Below are 24,033 nucleotides of genomic sequence, written 5' to 3'. Positions count from 1 at the left end.
TACTATCTCAAAAAGTATCCATTTTGAAATATAGCATTTTTTATTATATTCTATATTTCAAAAGGTTGATAAAATATTTTAGGGATATATTTCAAAATATATTGATCTTTTGAAATACATTTAGTAATATTTAATTATAGGGAGGGTGGAACAAAGAAACGCCCCAAAAGCATAATAAAACTAATTTGATTTGTATAATTATCTGGTATTATAATAGCTAAGTAGTTAAAAGTTTACTTAGATATTAAATAAATAGGAGATAGATATAAATGAAAGTATATGGATATATAAGAGTTAGTACCAAGGGGCAAAATGAATCAAGACAAGAGCAACAATTAAAAGAAAAAGGGTGCGATTTAATATTAATGGATAAGACAACAGGAAAAGACTTTGACCGTCCTAATTATAAATTATTAAAGCAAGTTGTAAGAGAAGGTGACAAAGTTATATTCACAGAACTAGATAGATTAGGAAGAAACTATGACCAAATAAAAGAGGAAATAAGATACTTTGATAATTTACGAGTAGAGGTAGATTTTTTAGATTTCCCTATGCCTACAACAAGTGACCCTCTTATTAATAAAATGCTAAGAGACCAGATTATTAATACTTTAGCATATGTGGCTCAAAAGGAACTTGAAAAGAATAAAGTTAGAAGAAGTCAAGGAATTGAATCTATGCCAATAGATAAAAAAACAGGGAAAAAAATATCACTTAAAACAGGTAGAGTAACTGGAAGACCTAAAACAGAAATAACAGAGGATTTTAAAAAAATATATAAGAGATGGAAAAATAAAGAATTAACTGCTGTAAAGTCTATGGATCTTTTAGGATTAAAAAGAAATACATTTTATAGGCTAGTAAAAGAATATGAAAATGAAATAAAAGAATAGAATAGTATAAAAAAGATAAGATACCATAAATTCTTAATAAATACAATAAATTACATTTATTTTAAGTATATGGTATAATTTTCAAATAAATATAAAGGGTGGGATTAATATGAACAGAAGAAAAAAACTATTAAAAAATGTTGTTATAGCAACATCTTTAGCATCAACATTAATGATTACAAGTATAGCAAATAAAAGTATTAGTTTTGCTGATACTATAAAGTCTGTTAATACAAGTGCATTAAATGTAAGAAGTGGAGCAGGAACAAATTATAAAAAAATAGGAACTCTTCATAAAGGTAATAAAGTTACTGTAATATCAACTAGTAATGGTTGGAGTAAAATAAAATTTGATGGTAAAACTGCTTATGTTTCTAGCAAATATTTAAGCAATGCACCTTCTAATAATTCATCAATACTTAATGTTCCGTTCATAAACCAATATCCGAACTTACCACTTGGTTGTGAAGCAACTTCATTAGCTCAATTATTGAATTATAAAGGTGTATCTGTAGCAAAAACTAAAATAGCAGATGAAATGCTTAAATCTCCTAACAAAAATCCAAATCTAGGATTTGTAGGAAGTCCTTATAGAAATGAAAAAGGAATATTCCAAACAATTTATCCAAAAGCATTAGAAAGTACTGCAAAAAAATATAGACCTAATAGTGAAGATATAACAGGAGCTAGTGTTGATACTTTAGAAAAGGAATTAAAGAAAGGTAATCCTTCTGTAATTTGGGTATCAAGAAACTTCTCAAATCCTGAAATGGGATATTGGTATGAAGGAACAAAAGACCAAATGTGGGTTAATAAAAATCTGCATGTAGTTGCAGTAACAGGAGTAGATAGTAATTATTTTTACATAACTGATCCAGCTCAAGGAAAATATAAAGTGAGCAAATCTAAGTTTAAAGATGTATATTATACAGTTGGTAAAAAAGCATTAGTTGTTAGATAAAACAAAATACATAAAAAAAGAAGTAGTCATAAAATATGACTACTTCTTTTTTTATTTTACAAATATTTAAAATAAATATTTGTATTTTTTTTGATTTTATATTACAATAGTGATAAAATCAAATATTGTAAAAGTCCACATTCACGAATTTAAGAAATGTTTGGCGACATTTTTTAAATTATAGGATTTAATATTCTGCAAAATATTAAATTACCTTGTGCAAGTTGACTTCAAATTTATTGCTTTAATAAGTACTATTATATCATTTATTATAGCACTTATCAATATTTTTATAGTGCTTTATTTAATAAAACACTATAAAAATTGTTTTCAAAGTAATAAATTTCGTAAAATCTAAGAGGATATAACTATCCTCTTAGGAGCAGATATTTTCAAATTACGATTATGAAGTTTCCAAGCCTTGATATTTAATATATCAAGGCTTTTTTAATTTATATAGACAATGCAAAGTAATGTTACTAACTACGGAGGGAAAATTATGAGTTTCAAATACAGAACAAAAGATGATGACATGAGAGAATTACATTTTAAGTTACCAAAGGCTTTAATGTATGAAGAAAAATATAAAAAATTATCAGCAAATGCAAAACTATTATATGCAATGCTTAATGATAGAACTAATCTTTCTATAAAAAATGATTGGTATGATAAATTTGATAGAGCTTTTATTATCTGTTCTATTGAAGAAATAGAAGTATTTTTAAGTTGTGCAAGAGCATCTGCTAGTAAATATTTAAAAGAACTTGTTGACTTTAACTTAGTAAAAAAAGCAAAAGCATCTGAAATGGAAGTTGGCAAAGTAAAAAATAATACTATGAATGTTGAAAATTTAAAAGATAGCAATTCAAATATTTTATATGTTGGATATGTTGATACAACTAATGAAACTTTAGAAAAACACTTAGATAGTCATTTTGAAAATTTAAAACAATTAAAACAAAAAAGAAAAAAAGAAAGAAAAGAAAGAGAACAAAGGGCATTGTTCAAAAATTGTACTATCCTTGAAAACACTAAGGTTGATAGCAATAAAACTCTAGAATCTAGTAATTCCAAGGATAGTACAAAAATTGAACTAACCTTAGTTCAAAATTTGAACGGAAGTAAGACTGATTGTAGTAAGACTGATTCTGTTGTTGTTGTTAATAAGCCTCAATACAAAAAAATACCAAATAGACTATTAACAGATTTTGAAACAATACAATTAGATGAAAATTTAACTACAAATCAAAAAATATTAGAAATACAAAAAATAAAAAGTATCGGATTAAAAGAAATAGCACTTTTAGAAAAATTTATAGATGCTGCTATATTCTTATCAGATGCTCAATTGAGAATGTTTAAAAATTTTGATTTCAGAATTGCTGATAATTCTATTGATACAACAATAGCTCAAGGTGGAGAAACATTTAGTTATTTCAAAAAAGTGTATATAGCAAAAGAAAAAGAAGATATCGATAAAATGATTAATGAAGTAGATACTTATAATGATATTGATAAACTGTCTTATGATAGAGCAATTGAAAGAAATTGGAAAGTAAGTAAAGCAACATATGATCTTGCTAAAAAGTATGCAACTAATAACAATTTATTTTATCCAAGTGAGGAACTTATAAACTTTATTTAAAAATATGAATTTAGAGGTGATTATATGGATTTTAGTAATGTCTATATAGGTGATATGGTGAAAGTAAAAGTCGTAGGTGCAAAAAACTTTGTTATTGGTGAAGTAGTTAAAATTAGTGAAGGTAAGATAACTATATCAAATAATTACTTTGATGATTTAAATATAGATATTGTTCTGTGTTTAATTAAAATATAATTTTTATTTGATAGAGGATAGATATATTTATTCTGGGAGATGATGAATTGAATTTGTTAGAAGAAGAAAAAGAAGGACAATAAAAAACTAAAAAGTTAATTACTATACTTCTTCTTCAAAAACAACACCTACTACAGTGCCAACAATATTTAAAATGTTTTCATTAGTTTTGTATTTTATATTTTTTTGAAAATTAGGATGGTCGCTACAAGGCTGTAAATAAAAATACTCATTGTCTACTTTTACATATTTTACAGTTGCTTCTTCGTTATTAACTAAGACGACAGAGGGTTTTTCTTCTTCTAAGCAACAAGTTTTATGAATAAGTACATAATCACCATCTTTATATAACTTATTCATACTTTCACCTTTAATTCTTAATATGAAGTAGTCACGATCATGATATTTTAGATATTTTTTTGGTATATAGAAAAATCTTTCTATGTCTTCACAAGCATATTGAGGATTACCTGCTGACACATTACCAATGCAAGGCAGTTTTAAAAAATTTTTACTATTTTTTAAATTGGAGTAGTTAGGTGATTTAATAATATTAGTTGTTTTATAAAACTCTAAGTCTATACTATTTTTATTAGTTGATGAATCAGATAAATCTATGAGGTTATCGCTTTCATCAAAACATAATTCGTCAGAAAATTCTGTATTATCTACTTCATCATATTCAAAATAGTTATTTATCGCAAATTGGAGTTCATTTTTTAAATTATTTATTTTTTTATCTACAATAATTTTTAACTCTATAGGGTTCTTTTTATTTAACTCAACATCGCCAAAGACTAAAGAATCTAAAGAACAATCAAAACAACGAGATATTTCTATTAAAGTATGAAAGTTAGGTTCAGCAAGACCTTTTTCATACTTAGAGATAGTTTGCTTAGATACACTTATTTTTTCTCCTAAATCACTTTGAGATAATTTATAGAGATTCCTAATTTTTTTTAAATTTTTAGGAAACTTATTCTCCTTCACTATAATCACCTTCTTAACTTATTATTTTACATTTTTATAATAAACATGCACTTGTTTTTTGAAAAGTCGCATAAAATGTACCTTAAATAAGTTGACGAATTGTTTTCTATTTTATATAATATTGTTGTAAAATAAAAAACAAAACATTTTAAAGTCGTATTTGAACATATTTTTTAAATTCGTGAATGTGGATTCTTACAACAAAAAGTAAAAAAAATGTCACAAATACGCAAAACCTCTATAAGTGCGTCTATTTACGGATTGGAGAGCAGATAGTGAATAATGAAATAATAGAATTATATTTAAATGGATATATTGAATTAGAAATAGTTAATATGCTAAATAAAAAATATGATTATGTTAAAAAATGTATAGAAAATACATTGGACTATGAGTTAAAAAAAATCCATAAAATGTCTAGAAACAAGAATAAAAAGATAATAAAGTTAAACAGAGATAGAATAAAAAGTCTATATCTAAAAGGATATAACTCTAAAGAAATATCTAATATATTAGAACTGAAGGAAGATAGAGTTAGACAATACATAACTAGAAATTTTTTAGAGTATAAAGAAATTCATAGACATAATAGATTGAAAGAAAAAGATATTAAAAGAGCAATAGATAATCAAGTAAATTCATTTATAAGTAATAAAAATTTTCTGAAACAAAATAGACAAGCATATAAATACAATAAAAATATGAATATAACTTTTGATGAAAAAAATAATGGAGTAAGAACTGATGATGTTCCAAAGACATTTTATAGAGAGAATACAGAAGAGTGGAACACATATATATAAAATAAAATTTGACTAATAAAATAAGAAAGAGGTAGGTATCAAAGATGGTTAGAAGAAATAAAAAAATATCAAGTATAGTATTAGTAATTGGATTAGCACTTGGAACAATAGGTTGCAATAATAATGTATCTAAAGAAAAAGAGATTACTACACCAAATACATCTAAAGTTGAAAGTAGTATATCGAAAAATAATATAGAAAAGAAGGAAAATAATAAAGATAATTCAACACTTTATGAAAAAACTTCAAATAACAATAATGAGAAAGTTAATGAAAATAAAAAGAATATAGAAGAATCAAATGTAGATAGTAAACCAAATAAGCCAAGCAATGGCAATAGTAGTAATGATGATAATAATAAACCAAGTAAACCAAGCAATGACAATGATAAGCCAGTTAAGAGAACTTGGAAATATATGAGTGAGTTAAGTCAACAAACATTTAGAGCATTAAATTCTTTTAGAAAAGCTAATGGGGTAGAACCACTTAAATATAGTTCAAGTGAACAAGCTAGAGCAAATGAACAAGCTAAATATAATGCAAGAACTGAAACTGGAGGTCATGATTTTATGCAGATTTCAATAACTTCAACAGTAGATAAAACTGCACAACAATTTATAAATACATGGGCTGGTTCATCAGGCCATAGAGCAAGTATGCTAGATAGTACTAATGTAGAAGGTGCAGTATCTGTATATAGAGATAGTGAGGGTTGCTATTATGTTGTAGCAAGTTTTAATGATAACTGGTAAAATAAAACTATTTTGATTTGACAATAAATTAGATACACTTATTTAATAAGTGTATCTACATATACCACTTATAAATTCATATTAAGTAGTATATGTAGGTACAATTTATTGATAACCTAATTAATTTATTAGTCAAAAATCATCAAAAAAGCAGTAAAAAGCTACCCTTAAAAATTGTATAGGGTAGTTTTTTATTACCTTTTTATTATCTAATTAAAAAAAGGATGTGTATATTATGGAACTTAAATATTATAAAAATCTTAAAAAACTAAGGATAGAAAAATCACTTACAATAAAAGAGTTATCTAAAATTACTGGCATTTCAGAACGAGTTATTGAAAATATAGAAGATCAACTAACTTCAAATCATAGTATAGATAAAATAGCAAAATTAGCAGAAGCATTAGATGTTAGTGTAGATGACTTTGTTAATAAAGATTTATAAAAAGCCTAATAGACATAAGGTCTATTAGGCTTTTTTTATTTTATATAGAGGGAGGTGTATGCATGAGAAGTTATATGGTTTCAGAAAATTTAAAAGCTTTTAAAGAAGCCTATAAGCTAAATAACAGGAAATTAGCAAAACTGCTAAAAATAAGTCCTGTACTTATAGGAAATATTCTAAATACAGGATACTCTAATTCTCTTAGAGTAGATACAGTTAAAAGAATAGCTGATTATTTAGATGTAACAATAGATACTTTGTTATATCAAAAAATAGAATTTAACTATATAGGAGTGAAATAATATGAAAAGTCATAAAATTATTTCTTTAGCATTATCATTTTTAATGATAATGCTAAATGTGATGCCTACATTTGCAGAAGTAATCACTAGTGGTGAGCAAATAAAGAATGTGTATGGTTGGGATAAAGTAAAAAAATATGCATATATGACATCTATTAAAAAAGATTCTAAGGGTAATGTAGTGTACTGCATGGACGCAGAAAAACCATCTCCAAATAATGATGACTTACCTTTTGGAGGATATTTAGATGATGTAGCATATAGAATACTCAAAAATGGATATCCAAATAAAAGTTTTACAGGGAACAAAGAAAAAGACTATGTGATAACTCAGTTAGCATTTTGGGCCTATGTTGATAGCAAAGAAGTTAATATAGAGAATTTAATAGTATTAGTTAAAGACAAAGAAGACCCTAAATTAACTAAGTATGTAAAAGACTTATATAATAATTCTCTTAAAGGACAAGAAACTCAAGATGTAAAGGTGGATTTTTCTAATAAAAACATGATAGCAACATTTGATGGGAATAATTATGTAACACCATACTTTAGAGTAAATGTAACTGGAAATAGTGTATCTAGTGCAAAATTTAAAATGGAAATGAAAACAACAGTAACTGGAGTTAAATATCAATTAAAAGATGGAACATATGTTAAAGAAATTCCAATGAATACTGATTTTAGAGTTGTAATACCAAAGACTGCTAAAGAAGGTAATGTTAGTATAAGAGCTATGGGACAGGTTACAGGAACAAAAGTCTGTTGGTATAAGTCCCCAAATGATAAAATACAAAATGTTGCAAAGGTAGAGAAAAAGACTGTATCTCAAAATACAAAGGATTATGCCAATATAACTTGGAGTCCAAAAGGAAATGTTGAAATAGTTAAGAAAAGTGAAGATGGTAAGTTGCTTCAAGGAGCAGAATTTAAGCTGACTAAAGATGGAAAAGATGTTACAGAAGCAAAAAAAACTAATTCAAAAGGTAAAGTTGTTTTTAATGATTTAGAAATTGATACCTACGAAGTTGTAGAAACAAAAGCTCCACAAGGTCATGTTTTAAATACTAAGAAACAAAATGTAACAGTAGCAGCAGGTAAAACTACGACTGTAGAGGTAACAAATAACATAATAAAAGGTAAAGTAAAGGTTTTAAAAGTAGATAAAGAAACTAATAAGCCACTCCAAGGAGCAGAATTTGAATTAAGAGAAAAAGCAACTGGAAAAGTAGTTGAAAAATTAGTAACTAGCGAAGATGGAACTGCAATAAGTAAACTACATCCATTTGGCGAATATATTCTACAAGAAACAAAAGCACCAAATAAATATGTTTTAGATAGTAAAGAGTATTTTGTAACTATAAGTGAAAATATGAAAACTATTAATGTTACAGCTAAAAATAAAATTAAAAAAGGAAAAATTGAAGTCAATAAATCAGATAGTGAGATTAAAGGACTTAATCTAAAAGGTGTTGAGTTTGAAATAACAAATGAAGATGGATCAGTTGTTGATACATTGGTAACTGATGAAAATGGACACGCCGAAAGTAAACTATTAAATTATGGCAAATACTTTTTAAAAGAAACTAAGACATTGCCAACTCATATATTAAATCCTAAAGTATATGAGGTTAATATAACAGAAGATGGAAAAGTATATACTTATGACATTAAAAATGATGTTATAAAAGGTAAAATTCAAATAGTTAAAGTAGACCAAGAAAATGAAGAAATACCAGTTGAGGGAGCAAAATTTAATGTTATAGCAGATGATGTTGTAGGTGTTAAAAAAGGAACTGTTTGCGATACAATAACATCAGATAAAGATGGATTTGCATATACAAAAGATTTAAGAGCAGGAAGATATAAGATTATAGAAACTTTTGCTCCAGAGGGATATTGGCAATCAGATAAAGAATACTTTATAGATATAACTGAAAATGGCAAAGTTTATGTTCAAAAAATATCAAATAAGCCAATACAAGCTAAATTAAGAGTATTAAAAAAGGATAATAATACTAAACTACCTTTAGCAGATGCAAAGTTTAAAATAGTTGATTTAAAGACAGATTCTGATGTAGAGTTTACAGAATCTTTAGGTGGGGTAATACCACACAAGAAAACTATTTTTAAAACTGATGAAAATGGAGAGTTTGTAACACCACAAGCATTAAAATATGGTAAGTATAAATTAGTCGAGGTAGAAGCACCTAAAGGATATAATTTAGCAGGGCCTATAGAATTTGAAATAAATGAAAATACACAAGTAGAAGACATAGAGCTATTAGGTACTGTAACGACACAAGAAGTTATAAATACTAGAATAACTGGTAGCTTAGAACTTTTAAAAATAGATGAAGATACAAAAGAATCACTTCCAAATGTAGAGTTTGAGGTTAAATGCACAGAAGGTTTTATGAAGGATAAAACATGGAATTTAGTAACTGATAAAGATGGAAAAGTTTCATTAGAAAACCTAGGCTATGGAAAATATAAGATAACAGAAGTGAGAACTTTAGAAGGATATATTTTAAATGATAAACCTATTAAGTTTGAAATAAAAGAGCATGGAGAAACTGTTAAGTTAGAAATGACAAACAGAAAAATAAAAGGAAATGTTGAAATAACTAAAGTTGATAGTGAAAAGTTATTTGATATGCCACTTAAAGATGCTGAATTTACAATTTATGATAAAGATGGCAAAGAAGTAGACAAGTTAGTTACTAATATATTTGGAAAAGCTAAGTCAAAAGATTTAGTATATGGAAAGTATACTATGAAGGAAACAAATCCACCAAAAGGTTACAAACCTTCTGATACTATATATGAAATAAATATAAGTCAAGATAGTCAAGTGATTAATTTTGATATAGAAAATAATATTAAAAAAGGAAGAGTTGAAATAATCAAAAAAGATAGTAAAACTAATAGAGCATTAAAAGGAGCAGAGTTTACTATTTTTGATGAAGAAGAAAAAGAAGTTGAAAAATTAGTAACAGATAAAAAAGGATATGCTTCAGCAGAGTTAAGACATGGTCAGTACACTATGAAGGAAACAAAGTCACCAAAAGGGTACAAGCCTTCTGATAAAGTTTATGAAATAAATATAGATGAAGACGGTAAATTAATAACTTATGACATTAAAAATGATGTTAAAGAAGGTGAGGTTGAGTTTTCTAAAACTGATATATCAACTGGAGAAGTATTAGAAGGTGCTAAAATTGAAATTATAGGAACTGATGATATAAATAATCATATAAAAATAGAATTTACTTCTTCAAAAGAAGGAAATAAATTCAAAGTTCCAATAGGAAAATATGATTATAAAGAACTTGATGCTCCAACTGGATATATTTTAAGTGAAGAGGTAGGAACATTTGAAATAAAGGAAGATGGAGAAATAGTTAAAGCAGAATTAAAGAATAAGAAAATAGAAGAACCAGTTAAACAAGAAAATCCAAAAACAGGAGATAGAGGTATATTGATAGCATCAATTATCTCAGTAGGCTCATTACTTGGAATATTAGGCATGTACTTGTATGATAGAAGTCAATATGAGTATTACTGGGAATATGAAGATGAATATGAAGATTAAAAATATATAGAATAGCAAGAAGAAGGAGGGTAGCAATACTCTCCTTTTTCTATTTATATGAGGAGGTGATAAGGTATGGCAATAGATAAAGCATTAAAAGAATTAGCATCAGCAATATTAAAAAGAAATGATATAGATCATGATAGGTGGCTGACAGAGAAATATACGGATTTAATTTTAGAAAATGCTTCAATTCTAAAAGCTGGGATTGAACAGAAAGAAACTAAGAATGAGGTAAAAAATAATGCAATCCAAACTCAAGTAAATCTATCAAAAGATAGACCTTGGGAGCAAAATAAATAGAAAAATGAAAGGATAAGAAAAATATGGATTTTATAGCAAATTTAAATACTTTTGGATATAAGATGATTTCACAAGGACAAACAATATTAATGATGTTAGCAGTAGGAGCAGTTGTTGTAGGAGCAATACTTCAAATAACAGGAGGTAGAGAAGGTCTAGACAAAGCTAAAAAATGGTATATAGGAGCATTAGTAGGATTTACAATCGGAATGGTAGCAAAACCTTTGTTGGAGTTATTCAAGCAAAATATGATGTTTTAATAAGATTTATAATGATTAGTTATGATGTTTTAATGATAAAGATTAGTCAAATACTTGGCTAATCTTTTTTAGAAAGGTAAAGAACATGATATATATAAAAGAAATGATTAATTGCAATTATATACTATACATGAACTTATTGAAAATTAAACTTTGTGTAAAAGCAATATATATTTTCAATAGAAATAAAATAAATGAAATAAATATAATATCAAATATAATACAAAAACAGTTAATAAAGAAAACTCTACTACTTAAAAGCCAGTTATATGAATGACTAATAATTATTTATATAGTTGAAAAATTAACTAAGTAGGGAGGATAATTTATTGATAAAAAAGATAAGCAATCTATTAGATGGTTTCTTTGATAAAAAAAATGGTGAAATCAAATTTGCAAGAAAGTTAGTAAATAAGGAGTTTGCAATAAAGTTAGGGATTATTTTAATAATAGCTATTAATCTATGTATAGGGGTTCTTTTAGAAGGAATGTCATCACTAGGAGGTTTTCTGTATGGGAAGTCTTTTAATATATTTAATTTAATAAACCCATTTGTAGTAGTTACTAGATTCTTTCAGTTTTTACCTATATATTTGGTTCTTAATATAGTAACAATCGCAGTATATGTGAAGTTAATAATGAATATAAGAGCATCATTTAAAGAATTTGATGAAGGGCAAAAAGGTAGTTCAAGATTTGCTACACAAGAAGAAATACATGAGCAATATAGAAATGTCCCTGCAACTAAAGAAATCTATAGTGGTAAAGGAGGAATACCTGTTGCTAGAAACTGCATAAATGGAAAAGAAATAATATACATTGATGATAGTCCAGTTAATAATTTGATAATAGGAACAACTAGAAGTGGTAAAGGTGAAACCTTTGTAGTTCCATTAATTGATATATACTCAAGAGCATCTCAAAAAGCATCTTTAGTAATAAATGACCCTAAAGGGGAGCTTGTTGCAATGTGTAAAGAAACTCTTGAAAATAGAGGGTATGAAGTTCATATGTTAAATTTATTAGAGCCTATAAATTCTATGAGTTATAACCCATTACAACTTATAAAGGAAGCATATAAAAAGAAAAATTATAGTGAAGCACAGTTATTATGTAATACACTAACTCACTCTTTATATAATAATCCAAATGCAAAAGATCCATTTTGGGAAAATTCAGCTAAATCTTTAGTAAATGCTTTAATACTCGCTATATGTGATGAATGTATTAATAGTGGTGAAGAAGATAAGATAACTATGTATACAGTTGCTAATATGCTTTCAGAACTTGGTGGAAGTAATGAAAAAATAGGTGATAGTGAAATTAATATGTTAGATGAATATTTCAAAAAACTACCTTCTGATTCAGTAGCAAAAAGTCAATATGCAACAAGTTCTTTTGCAGGTGGAAATACTAGAGGTGGAATATTTTCAATGGCTATGAGTAAATTACAAAACTTCACTTTTGAAGAAATAGCAAAAATGACATCTAGAAATTCGCTAGATTTAGAGGATATAGGATTTAGTAAAATAAATAATTCTAAGCCAAAAGCTATATTTATGGTAACACCAGATTATGATACAAGTAATCATGTATTATCAAGTATATTTGTTAGACAAATATACTATGTACTGGCTAAACAATCATCATTAAGTCATACTGGAAAATGTGATAGAGAAGTTATTTTCTTATTAGATGAATTTGGAAATATGCCACCAATTGAAGGGATGGCAAATATAGCAACAGTTTGTCTAGGTAGAGGAATAAGATTTAATCTTATTATTCAAGCATACTCTCAATTAGATAAGTTGTATGGAGAAGATGCAAAAACAATTATTGGAAACTGTGGTAATCAGATGTATATATTAACTAATGAAAATGATACTGCTGAAAAGTTTTCTAAGCTCTTAGGGAATAAGACAATTATAACTTCTTCAAGAAGTGGAGAAGTTTTCTCATTAAATAAAAGTCATACTGAAAACTTAGATAGTAGAGAGTTAAAAAAATCAGATGAATTAAAAATACATGAAGGTGAAAATATCATTGTCAGAGTTATTAAAAGAAGAGACCTTAATGGAAATAAAATAACTCCATACCCAATATATAATCGTGGTGAGTATGCTATGAGGTATAGATATGAATACTTATATGAAGATTTTGATAATCAATGTTCAGTATTTAAAAATGTTGTAGTTAATTCATTACATAAAGATGTTAAATTAAAAGACTTGATAATAGATTTTAATTCTAGAAAAGTTAAAAATCAATTAGAAAATGAAAAAGTTAATGTGTTAAAAGATGAAGATAATAATGAGTCATCCAAAAAAGAGATAGATAATCAAAATATATTATCATCTAAAGACAAAGAGTTAGCAATATCATCAGATAAAAATAACTTATTAAGTAAAGAACAAATAAAAATTATAAAAGAACAAATAAATACATTAGATGCATTAGAAGAGTATCTTCGTAGCATAGGAAGAGAAGATGTATATAATGCTTTTTTAAAGGTAATAGGATAATAAGGAAAGGAGAACTTCATGGGAAATGAAGAGATTATAAATATACTAACTAACTTTGAAGGCGATTTTATTATAGGAAATATAATGACTTATTGTTTGAGAATGTTTGGGTGGTTGATTATACAAGGTTTATCAAAGCTTAGTGATGCAATGGAATTAATAACCCATACAATGTATAGTTTAAATAATTTTTTTGACTCGGAAGGAGTAAAAGAAATTATCAACTTATTTAAGCCAGTTTTATTTGTTATTCTAGGATTATCTATTGTATATATAGGTTATAAATTAATAACAGACAGAGAATTTAAAGGAAGCAAAGTAATAAATAATATAACGTTGTCAGTCATGGTAATAATGTTACTACCAACACTAATGATTAAACTAAATGAAGCCACACAATATGGAATATCAGCAATAAAGTCAAAAGGTGGTATAGAAGTAAGTACCAGTGCTGAACAATTAATAAAGTCTAACTTAACAGATTTATATTATTTGGATAGTAAAAACTTTAAGATTGATAATAATGATAATAAAAATAATATCCCTATAGAAAATATAAAAGACATAAATATCAATGAAGAGGTTGATGATAAAAAGGTAAATAATAAAGAAGTATTTAAAAATAAGGTTACTTTAGATGAAAATGGTAAAAAAGATCTTGAAAAATTAGAAAAAGAATTTTTTGGATTAAGTCAAGAAAAGTATTTTAGATATGACTTTAATTTTTGGATTATATCAATATCTCTTCTATGCTTAATATTAGTTTTTTTATTGACCTCAATTAAAGTAGCAAGATTAGTTTATGAGTTAGCATTTGTAAAGATATTTGCTATATTCTATGCTTTTGCAGATATAGGAAGTGGTCAAGGAATAAAACAAATATTAAAACATATATTATCTGTTTTTGCAGTGATATTCAGTACATCAATACTTATAAAATTATATCTACTATTCAATGGATTTGTAAGTAATCAGTCTGACTTAAATATGTTTGCAAAGATAGTTTTCTTGATAGGTGGTTCTATAGCAGTTATAGATGCTCCAAATATTGTAGAGAGAATATTTGGAATAGATGCAGGATTAAAATCTGCTTGGGGAGTAGTTGCAGGGGCATATTCGGCTGTAAAAGCTACTAATGAACTAGGTAAAGTAGGTTCAAATGTAGGTAGTAGTATTGCATCAGCAGGAGGTGGAGCTAAAGGTATTGCTAATGGATTCTTTGGTTTAGGAAATGAAGATGGAAAAGGAAACACAAAACCATTAGAAGAACAAATAGATAAAGTAAGTAATACATCACCAAACCCACTAGAAGATGAAGATAATACTAAATCATCTGAAAGTGTAAATATGGCTGATAACATAAGTTCTTTGGACGAAAATAAAAATACATCTGAAAGAGGAAGTCGTGTTAATGATAGTCTAGATAATAATGATATTAATGGTAGTGAAATTAGTTCACTGTCTCAAAATAGTGATATTGGAGAAAACTATGGAGCAAGAAATAGTTTATCAGAAGATATTGAATCTAAAGATATATCAAATGGAAATATAGATGATACTCAAAGTCCAAATTCTAATACTGGTACTATTAATGATAATACTTCAAGTAGCGATATAAGTTCATTAGAAAGTCAAATGAGTAAAGAATCTCCAACTATAGGTGAAAATATTGACTCAAACTTAAATAACCCAAGTAAGTTAGAAGATGTAAGCCATATTAAGCCTGATAGCAATATTAATCCAAATAATATAAATAAAGATAATAAAAGCAATATATCTAATGAACATAAAGGAAATATTTCAAAAGAAGATAAACCGATTGAAACAAGAACATATAGTGATTATGCTAAAGACAGAATATCAAATAGCAATACTATGCAAAGAGTAAATAGACACTATCAATTAGGTCAAAATACAGGTATTAAACTAAGACAAAAATTTGATAGAAAAGTGGATTCAAGAATACAAAGAATGAAAGATACTCAAGCACATAGAAGATAAAGTATATATAAAGTACCTAAATTAAAATAGTTTAGGTACTTTTTTATTTTTTCAAATTTATAGAATTAAGAAAAAGAGGTGATTCTTTTGTATAGCATACCAAAAGAAATTAATTCAGAAACAAAGGTATTTAGGTCTATATATTTGTTTGACTTATTTTTTATAATTGTTTCTTTGATTTTTACAACAACAACAGCACAACTAGTTAGTCCAAAGTTAAGTGCAATGTATTATATATTCTCCATAATTGTAACTTTTTTCTTATTAAGTAAAAGTAAAAGTAATCCTGGTATAAGGAATTATAGAGCTATATATATAATGATTAGAAGGACAAGAAAAACATATAAATCATTAGACTGGAATTTTGAAGGAAGGAAGTAAGGGATATGAATGCAATAAAAAGTATGAATGGTAGCACAATAGTATTTAACAAAATGCCTAGAATAGAATGTGAAGATATTACTATAAAAATAGGTGAAAACCTAGAACTATTTGACTATTTAGTAGCATATGATGAAGATAATAATATATTAGATAAAGACAGTATAATAATATCTAAAACTAATTTAGATACTTCAAAAGCAGGCAATTATGAGATTGTAGTTGAAGTAAATGATAGAACTAATACATATAGAATACAACATACAATAAATGTATTAGTTAAAACAAATGATAAACCTATTATAATCGGAGCTGATAGTATTGAGATACCTTTAAATAAAGTTTTTGATCCAATGTATGGAGTAATAGCAAATGATACTGAAGATGGAATTATTACTAATAAGATTATAGTAAATGGATTTTTAAATGTATGTAAAGCGGGTTCATATGTTCTTACATATTTAGTTACAGACAGTGACAATAATACAACTATAGTTGAAAGAGAAATAAATGTATTGGATATACAAGAAGAGAATGTGAAGGTAAAAGATATTCAAAAAGAATATATGAAAAATAATGAAGAAATAGATACTAAAGAAACTATTGCAGAAGTTAAGCAGCTAGATACTCCAGTATCAGAAGATACATTAAAAATAGATGAAATAAATAATAAAGAAGAGTCTTCAGAATATAAAGAAGCAATAGAGAATATAGAAGATAATAAAAAGCCTAAGAAACTTAAAAAGAGAAAAAAAGTTAGAAAAAAACGTAAAAAAGAAAAGCCTAAAAAGTTATCAAGAAAAGAAAAAAAGCAATTAAAAAAAGAAGAAAAACAAAAAAGAAAAGAATTAAAAGAAGAGTATAAAAAGGTTGATAAAAATATATTAGATATTCTACCTTTTTTAGAAATAGCAGAAGACGATACATTTAAAACTAAGAATGGGTATATAGATATATTTCAAATAGATACAAAGGATTTAAACTCATTAAACTACAATGATGCAAATAGACATATATTTGATTTTTCAAACTTTTTAAGAAACTATATTGATGATATGAAGATAATATCAATGACTTTTCCTGTAAATACTCAAATTCAGCAACAACATATATTAAAGAAAATTGAAAGTACAGATAATGAAATATACAGAGAGTTTTTATATAAAAGACTAGATCAGTTGATTGCTATAGAAGAGAAAAGAAAAAATAGAGAGTTTTACTTAATGTTATTTTATGAAGATGAAAAAACAAAAAGAGAAAGAGAAATACAACTATTAAGATTATCAAGTTCAGCTGTAAAAATAAGTAGATTAGACTTAGATAAAAAATTAAGAATAATCTTTAAACTAAATAATCAAAATTCTAAAATATAACTAAAAAAGCCACTCTGTATAAGAGTGGCTTTGAACTTGAGGTGAACACCAAGTTCAAAGGAATAGAACAATTTATATTATAACTTATTATATCACAAAAAATAAAAACAAAGCATTAATGAACTATAGGAACTATGTAAATTTTGCATGGTTCTTTTTTAATACAATAAATTAACTTTGAAAGGACAATGAAAAATGAGAAAAGATGCCAAATGCAATAAAAAAGAATATAATCCATATTTATTAACAGAAATTCAACCGCAAGGTGGAATAAAATTTGATGAAAGAATAATACAAAAAGGCGATGGATTTGAAACAATTATTAATTTGTATGATTATCCAGTACAAGTAGATTCATTTTGGTTAGAAAGATTATTAACTATGGAAGATGTAATAACTACAATAGATATTGGAACTGCTAATAAGCGAGACATACTAAAAAAATTAGAAAAATCTTTAGTAGAGCAAGAAAATAGATTTTATGAGGATAGAAGTAAGGTAGGGCAAATACAGGCAAAAAGTACATATCAATCATTACAGGGATTAGCAGAGGATATAACAAATAATGGTGAGATTATAAAAATGGTTCATATAAGATACTTTGTATCAGCTCCAACTAGAGAAGGTGTAGAAAGTAAAACAAAAGAGATAATAGAAAAATTAGAATCTTTAGGATATAGAGGTGCAGTTCTATTAAATGAACAAGAATATGAATGGAAATCTTTATTTAATGGATATTTGGAGCAAGAAAAATTTTTAAACAAAAGAAGAGGTAAGGCAATACCTTCAGAAACGTTAGGTGGTGGTTATCCATTTCACTATACTAAGTTAGATGACCCAACAGGAATGTTTTTAGGAACAACATTTACAGGAGGTAGTGTTCTATTTGATTTATTTACAAAAACAAAGGACAGAATGTCGTATAATGCAGTTATTGTCGGAACTATGGGTAGTGGTAAATCTACTTTATTAAAGAAGTTAGTATTAAATAATGCTATACAAGGTCAAACAATAAGAGTATTAGATATAGTTGGAGAATTTAAAAGTCTAATTCATGCTCTAGGTGGAAAAACTATATCGCTTGATGGTAGTGATGGAATGATAAATCCTTTACAAATACTAGCAACTATAACTGATGATAATACAAATGAAGTAGACAATAAAAAGTCTTTTATGACACATTTAGCAAAAGTTAGTATGATGTATAAGTTTTTAAATCCTGATAGCGATTCAGATGAACAAAGACAATTTGAATCATTAGTAAGTAATTTTTATAGATTTAAAAATATAGATATAGAAAAATGTACTGAATATGAAGTTAGAGAATATCCAACAATGAGTGAACTACTAAAATATATTCAAAGTGAATTATATACGAATATAGAATTAAAAATACCAAAAGATAATCTTACTGAAAGTCATAGAAAAAGACTTGAATCTATAATACTTAATATAGAATCTATCGTTAGAGATTATGGTATATTATTTGATGGATATTCAACTATAAAAGATATTAATAAAGAGCAAATAATATCTTTTGAACTTAGAAATCTAAGCAACTTTGATGAAAGGATATTTAATGCACAAATATTTAGTATATTAACTTTACTTTGGAATAATTCATTGGTTCAAGGTAGCAAAGAAATGAAGGCATTTAATAATGGCTTGAAGTCAACAGAAGATTGCACAAAGTACATGATATTAATAGATGAAGCACATAGAATAATAAACTCTAACAATATAAAATCAGTTGAGTATTTAACTGCTTTTGAAAGGGAAGCAAGAAAGTATTTTGGAGGACTTATATTTGCTACTCAAAGTATAAGAGATGTTGCTCCTGCTAACATAAATAATGAAGCATTTGAAAAGATAAAAACTTTATTTGAATTAACTCAATATAAATTTATAATGAAACAAGATAACAATGTAGTATCTTTACTATCTGAAATATTCTCTGGTCAACTATCAGAAAATGAGTTAAATAAAATCCCTTATTTAAAACAAGGAAATTGCATCTTATCTATAAATGGATTTGATAATATAATGTTCAATGTTGAAGTAACAAAAGAAGAGTTAGATTTGTTTAAAGGTGGTGCTTAGAAAAAATGAATAGTAGATCTAATATGATTATATTATTATTTGTCTTAATTGGTAGCTTTGTATTTATGGCAATGGATATAAACAAAGAAAAATCAAATAATGCTGATGTTAATACAATACAAGATGAAGTAACATATGAAAATAAAGAGTCCTCTGATAAGTTAGAGAATAAAAAAGAAGAAGATAATAAAGACATTAAGATAATAAAAGATTATGCTAAAGAAAAAAGTCTTAGTAATAAAGAAAATGATAAAATAAAAGATATTGTAGAAGATTTTATAATAGCTTATTGCAGTGTTAGTGAAGATATAAACCCAAAGACTAGACTAGAAAGTGTTAAGCATTTAATTAAGTATTCACTTTATAAAGAGTTAAATAAAGTAATTGATATAGAAACCGATTTAGCTACTGAATATTATGTATATAGAGATATAAATAAAATAATTATACATAATGTATCTAGAGATAAAGACAAAATAAATGTTGACGTAGTTGTATATTCAGACTATTTAGATGCTGATTTATCTACACAAGCAGAAGATGTTAGCCAAGATTATATGTTAACTTTAGAAAAAGATAATGATAGTTGGATAATAGATTCTTGTATTGAAAACTTTAAGTAGGTGATAAAATGCAATATGCAAGAGATAATCAAGAAAAAAGAATATTGAAACGTATAATAAAGATGTTGGGTGTATTTAGCTCAACATCTTTATTTTTTATTATTTTAGTATCATCTATAATGTTATTTTTTTTTGGTAGTAAAGTTACAGATGATAGCATGAGAATTAATGGAAGTTTAAGTGGAGTTCCACAAGAGTTAATACCATATTTTAATGAGGCTTCTGAATTGATTGGTTTACCTAATTGGGTACTAGCAGGAGTGGCAAAAAATGAAAGTAACTTTGATGTAAACTGCTCATATGGTGGAGCGTATGGAATAATGCAAATGCAAAAAGTAGATTTAACAAACGGTGAAGATTTATGGGCATATTATATGAATCAAGGTTTAGGTAAAGTATACAAAGATTTAGGATATGATTTTTCTAGTACAGAAGAAATGTGGAATATATTTTTAAATGATCCTAGAGTTCAAATAATTGCAGGTGCTTATGAACTCAGAAATTATACTAACTATGTTCTATGGAGACAAAAAAAAGTTGATAAGTTAAATTATCTTAGTAAAGAAAATTTAAAATTAATAGGTTGGTCTTCAGATGAAAATGATAGTGATTTTAGAGATACATTGAGACGGGTTTTTGCCTGTTATAATGGTGGCCCTGGTTATGGAATGTCAGTTGATTTAGATAATGCTAAGTTTGATTATCCTAATAAAGTATATAAGTCTTCTATAGAGTATAGAGGTAATGGATTAGATTTTGCAGATGGTGTTTATAAAGGTGATAATGAAACTATAGAGAAAGCAATAGCAGTTGGAAGTGATTTAGTAGGAAAGACAACTTATGTATTTGGTGGTGGTAGAACTCCTTACGATATAGCTCATAGAAGATTTGATTGTAGTTCGTTTATCCATTGGATGTTTTCGGAAGCAGGTGTAAACTTAGGTGATTATAGATACTGTGTGACAGATTCCTTAGCAAGACAAGGTAAAAAAGTTGACCCTTCTGAAATAAAAAGAGGAGATATTCTTTTCTTTAACACTTACAAATATAATGGCCATGTGGGAATATACTTAGGAAATGGTGATTTTTTACATTGTGGAACAAGTAAAGGCGTTTGGATAAATAGTTTAAATGAAAGCTATTGGAAAAAAGTATTTAATGGAAATGTAAGAAGAATAGTTGAATAACATAGGAAGGAAATGTAAGCACTATGAAAAAAGTAATAATAGCAGAAAAACCTTCATTAGGAATGACTATAGTACAAGCTATAGGAGGAAATTTTAATAAGAAAGATGGATATTTTGAAAATGATAAATATATAGTAACTTTTGGGTTTGGTCATCTATTTCAATTAAAGTCGATAGACGATTATATGGATAGAGAAAAAACCAAATGGAATATAGAAGAAATACCGTTTATTCCCAGTAGATATGAGTTTAAACTAATTGATGACTCAAGTGTTAAGAAACAATTTGAAACAATCAAAAAATTAATAAGAAGAAATGATATAAGCCATATAATTCATTGTGGGGATGCTGATAGGGAAGGTGAAGTTATCGGTCGAATAATTATAAATAGAGCCTTAGAAGGGCAAATAAAGCCTATAAAAAGATTATGGTTGCCAGAACAAACAAATGAAACTATAAGAAAAGAATTAAGCAATCTTCGTGATATAGAAGATTATGACTTATTATATGATGAAGGTCTTGTAAGAACTTGTGTTGACTGGATATATGGAATAAATCTAACTAGATTATTAACTTGCAAGACATATAAAACTCTTCCTGTTGGGAGAGTTTTAATTCCTATAGTTGAAGTAATACATAATAGAGATATGGAGATAAACAATTTTGTTCCTAAAAAATATTACCAAGGTGAAGTTAGTTTTGAAAAAGATAATAATACAATTAAATTTAGTATTGATGATTTGAAGTTTGATACTAAAGAGGAATGTGTTAAAGCAATTGATCCATTAAAGAATGAAAAAATAATAGTAAGAGATATTCAAATAAAAGAAGTTAAAAAGCAACCTAAGAAGTTATTCTCCCTTGATAAACTTCAAAATAAATTATCTAAAGAACTAAAATTAAGTGCTAACGATAGTTTAAAAATCATTCAGAGTTTATATGAAAAAGGATTTGTTACTTACCCTAGAACTAATACGGAGTATCTTGCAGAAGCAGAAAAAGATAAGGTACAAAAAATAATTGATGTAATAAATAAAGATAATATCTTAGAAATGAAAAATAAAAAATCTATATTTGATACATCAAAGGTAGAAAGCCATTCGGCTATAATACCAACTACAAAAATACCTACTGACTTAAAAGCAAAAGAACTTGAAGTGTATAATATAATTAAAAATAGATTTATTTCAAATTTCTTGATTGAAGATACAATTTTAGAAGAAACGAAGATTCTTTTTCTACTGGGAAATTTAAACCTTAGTTTAAAAGGAACTGTGATAAAATCTTTAGGTTATTTGAAATATGAAAATGATTTAAAAGAAAAATCTATTCCTAAATTTGAGATAGGAGAGGAACTAGAACCTAATATTTTCGCATCTGAAAAGGTAACTCAACCTTCTAAGCATATTACATTAGAAGAACTTAACAACTACCTTAAAAATCCATTTAAGAAGTCTGATATGAGTGAAGATGAAGAATATAATTTAATGCTTAAAGGGGTAGAGATTGGTACTGTTGCTACAAGAGCATCTATAATAGAAAAAGCTATAAAACTTGGATATATAAGAGAAGAAAAAGGAACTTTCTATATTGATAAGTTAGGTATAGATTTAATAAATATTTTAAAAAAATTGAATATAGATTTATTTAAAAATAAGACTGTTGAGTTATCTCAAACTTTAAAGCAAGTATATAAAAATGAAATTTCTAAAGATAGAGCTTTAGAGATTTTTAGTACAGATTTATCTAATATGATAAATAATGCAAAAAAGATTGAAGTTAATAAAATTGAAACTTCAAAAATAGAAAAAGAAGTTATAGGAAAGTGTCCTAGGTGTGGAAAGAATGTATATGAAAGTGAGAAATCTTTCTACTGTGAAGGATATAAAGCTGAGCCAAAATGTAATTTTGCCCTATGGAAAAATAATAAATTTTTTGAAGATAAAGGAAAGAAAATTACTAAAACAATAGCAAAATCCTTATTATCAAAAAGTAAAGTTAGTGTAAAAGGATTTAAGAAAAAAGATGGTTCAGGCTTATATGATGCAGATGTAATTATGAGTTTAAATAGTGATTATGTTAATTTCAAATTGGAATTTAATAATAAAAAATAAGGTGATTAAATGAATAAAATTAAATATAAATTAGGATTATATTTTAGTGATAGAATGTATGATGATAGAGATATATCATTTAGTATTCTATTGCCTATAGAATTTAATACAGAAAAAAAAGCAATCGCAAGTAGTGGCTGCTTTTTTGCTAAAATGGAATATTTATATGGAGAAGTTGTTATAAATATATATGAAAAAAATATTGATTTTGAAAGTAAAAAATTTAAAATCAATTCAAAAATAATCAAAACGATTAGATGGCAAAATTATTATTCCTATACTTGCTCAATAACTAAAAAAGAAAGTATAGGAAAACTTTGCAATGATCCATTTATTGATGAAGAACCATGTTCAGAAAAATTTGAAGTAATATTAAAAAATCTAACTTCAAAGAGAAGTTTTTTACTACAAAATCTTTCATATTGGGTTGAACCTGTATTTGCAAAAATTAATAGTTAATACACCTATTTGATCATCTGGAACAAATATACCAGGAACATTAGCTGTCATGAACTTAGCCATTCCAGGTGATTTTAATGGAACTATACCAGCTAGGATTTTGCAATCCATATCCTTAGTAAGTTCTCTAAA

General features: G+C 26.4%; 21 protein-coding genes and 1 pseudogene. 20 read left to right on the top strand and 2 right to left on the bottom strand.

Annotated features, from left to right (window positions below; all coding sequences use genetic code 11):
* The first annotated feature begins 269 nt into the window (after positions 1 to 269).
* The 4 genes from NSA58_RS03730 to NSA58_RS03715 all read left to right on the top strand — a co-directional run bounded on the left by NSA58_RS03730 (position 270) and on the right by NSA58_RS03715 (position 3,694).
* Positions 270 to 893, top strand: a complete 624-nt coding sequence (locus tag NSA58_RS03730; RefSeq protein WP_257560116.1) for a recombinase family protein — start codon at positions 270 to 272, stop codon at positions 891 to 893.
* Positions 894 to 1,002: 109 nt separating this feature from the next.
* Entirely contained in the window at positions 1,003 to 1,854 is an 852-nt protein-coding gene (locus NSA58_RS03725) for a C39 family peptidase (protein WP_257560115.1), read from the top strand.
* Between the two features lie 499 nt (positions 1,855 to 2,353).
* Positions 2,354 to 3,499 (top strand): replication initiator protein A, encoded by a 1,146-nt coding sequence (locus NSA58_RS03720; protein ID WP_257560114.1) that lies wholly within the window; start codon positions 2,354 to 2,356, stop codon positions 3,497 to 3,499.
* A 24-nt stretch (positions 3,500 to 3,523) separates the two neighbouring features.
* Positions 3,524 to 3,694 (top strand): hypothetical protein, encoded by a 171-nt coding sequence (locus NSA58_RS03715; protein WP_257560113.1) that lies wholly within the window; start codon positions 3,524 to 3,526, stop codon positions 3,692 to 3,694.
* Between the two features lie 102 nt (positions 3,695 to 3,796).
* Here NSA58_RS03715 and NSA58_RS20655 read toward each other — a convergent pair whose 3' ends face one another.
* Positions 3,797 to 4,684, bottom strand: coding sequence for an XRE family transcriptional regulator (locus NSA58_RS20655; protein WP_257560112.1), 888 nt, complete (start codon positions 4,682 to 4,684; stop codon positions 3,797 to 3,799).
* Between the two features lie 275 nt (positions 4,685 to 4,959).
* On the opposite strand from NSA58_RS20655, the gene NSA58_RS03705 reads away from it, so the two are divergent.
* From NSA58_RS03705 to NSA58_RS03630, 16 genes are all read left to right on the top strand, one after another.
* Complete coding sequence (locus tag NSA58_RS03705) at positions 4,960 to 5,487, top strand: hypothetical protein (protein WP_257560111.1); 528 nt, start codon at positions 4,960 to 4,962, stop codon at positions 5,485 to 5,487.
* A gap of 44 nt (positions 5,488 to 5,531) precedes the next feature.
* Positions 5,532 to 6,239, top strand: coding sequence for a CAP domain-containing protein (locus NSA58_RS03700; RefSeq protein ID WP_257560110.1), 708 nt, complete (start codon positions 5,532 to 5,534; stop codon positions 6,237 to 6,239).
* 235 nt (positions 6,240 to 6,474) lie between these two features.
* Positions 6,475 to 6,684: a helix-turn-helix domain-containing protein gene (locus tag NSA58_RS03695; RefSeq protein ID WP_257560109.1), complete on the top strand. Its 210-nt coding sequence runs from the start codon at positions 6,475 to 6,477 to the stop codon at positions 6,682 to 6,684.
* Between the two features lie 62 nt (positions 6,685 to 6,746).
* The gene (locus NSA58_RS03690; protein WP_257560108.1) at positions 6,747 to 6,986 is read left to right on the top strand and encodes a helix-turn-helix domain-containing protein; all 240 of its coding nucleotides are present in this window, start codon (positions 6,747 to 6,749) and stop codon (positions 6,984 to 6,986) included.
* Position 6,987: 1 nt separating this feature from the next.
* Positions 6,988 to 10,578 carry a SpaA isopeptide-forming pilin-related protein gene (locus NSA58_RS03685; RefSeq protein WP_257560107.1) on the top strand — a complete coding sequence of 1,197 codons (3,591 nt, stop codon included), beginning with the start codon at positions 6,988 to 6,990 and terminating at the stop codon, positions 10,576 to 10,578.
* A 75-nt stretch (positions 10,579 to 10,653) separates the two neighbouring features.
* Positions 10,654 to 10,881, top strand: a complete 228-nt coding sequence (locus NSA58_RS03680) for a hypothetical protein (RefSeq protein ID WP_257560106.1) — start codon at positions 10,654 to 10,656, stop codon at positions 10,879 to 10,881.
* Between the two features lie 23 nt (positions 10,882 to 10,904).
* A complete protein-coding gene (locus tag NSA58_RS03675) occupies positions 10,905 to 11,141 on the top strand; it encodes a hypothetical protein (protein WP_257560105.1) in 237 nt (78 codons plus the stop codon).
* Positions 11,142 to 11,470: 329 nt separating this feature from the next.
* On the top strand, positions 11,471 to 13,663 hold the full coding sequence (locus tag NSA58_RS03670; RefSeq protein ID WP_257560104.1) for a VirD4-like conjugal transfer protein, CD1115 family: 2,193 nt from the start codon (positions 11,471 to 11,473) through the stop codon (positions 13,661 to 13,663).
* An 18-nt stretch (positions 13,664 to 13,681) separates the two neighbouring features.
* Positions 13,682 to 15,664 (top strand): pLS20_p028 family conjugation system transmembrane protein, encoded by a 1,983-nt coding sequence (locus tag NSA58_RS03665; RefSeq protein WP_257560101.1) that lies wholly within the window; start codon positions 13,682 to 13,684, stop codon positions 15,662 to 15,664.
* An 87-nt stretch (positions 15,665 to 15,751) separates the two neighbouring features.
* Positions 15,752 to 16,045 carry a DUF5592 family protein gene (locus NSA58_RS03660; protein WP_257560100.1) on the top strand — a complete coding sequence of 98 codons (294 nt, stop codon included), beginning with the start codon at positions 15,752 to 15,754 and terminating at the stop codon, positions 16,043 to 16,045.
* A 5-nt stretch (positions 16,046 to 16,050) separates the two neighbouring features.
* On the top strand, positions 16,051 to 17,418 hold the full coding sequence (locus NSA58_RS03655) for a DUF5011 domain-containing protein (protein WP_257560099.1): 1,368 nt from the start codon (positions 16,051 to 16,053) through the stop codon (positions 17,416 to 17,418).
* A 195-nt stretch (positions 17,419 to 17,613) separates the two neighbouring features.
* Entirely contained in the window at positions 17,614 to 19,518 is a 1,905-nt protein-coding gene (locus NSA58_RS03650) for a VirB4 family type IV secretion system protein (RefSeq protein WP_257560098.1), read from the top strand.
* A gap of 5 nt (positions 19,519 to 19,523) precedes the next feature.
* Positions 19,524 to 20,141 (top strand): hypothetical protein, encoded by a 618-nt coding sequence (locus NSA58_RS03645; RefSeq protein WP_257560096.1) that lies wholly within the window; start codon positions 19,524 to 19,526, stop codon positions 20,139 to 20,141.
* An 8-nt stretch (positions 20,142 to 20,149) separates the two neighbouring features.
* Positions 20,150 to 21,328, top strand: a complete 1,179-nt coding sequence (locus NSA58_RS03640; RefSeq protein ID WP_257560095.1) for a C40 family peptidase — start codon at positions 20,150 to 20,152, stop codon at positions 21,326 to 21,328.
* Positions 21,329 to 21,351: 23 nt separating this feature from the next.
* Positions 21,352 to 23,442, top strand: coding sequence for a DNA topoisomerase (locus NSA58_RS03635; protein WP_257560094.1), 2,091 nt, complete (start codon positions 21,352 to 21,354; stop codon positions 23,440 to 23,442).
* 9 nt (positions 23,443 to 23,451) lie between these two features.
* The gene (locus NSA58_RS03630) at positions 23,452 to 23,901 is read left to right on the top strand and encodes a hypothetical protein (RefSeq protein WP_257560093.1); all 450 of its coding nucleotides are present in this window, start codon (positions 23,452 to 23,454) and stop codon (positions 23,899 to 23,901) included.
* Positions 23,902 to 23,907: 6 nt separating this feature from the next.
* Here NSA58_RS03630 and NSA58_RS20820 read toward each other — a convergent pair.
* Positions 23,908 to 24,033: pseudogene (locus NSA58_RS20820) on the bottom strand (5,10-methylenetetrahydrofolate reductase); the annotation flags it as partial.

The organism is Terrisporobacter muris, assembly GCF_024621905.1.
Classification (GTDB): Bacteria; Bacillota; Clostridia; order Peptostreptococcales; family Peptostreptococcaceae; genus Terrisporobacter; species Terrisporobacter muris.
This window is presented reverse-complemented; position numbering and strand designations above follow the sequence as displayed.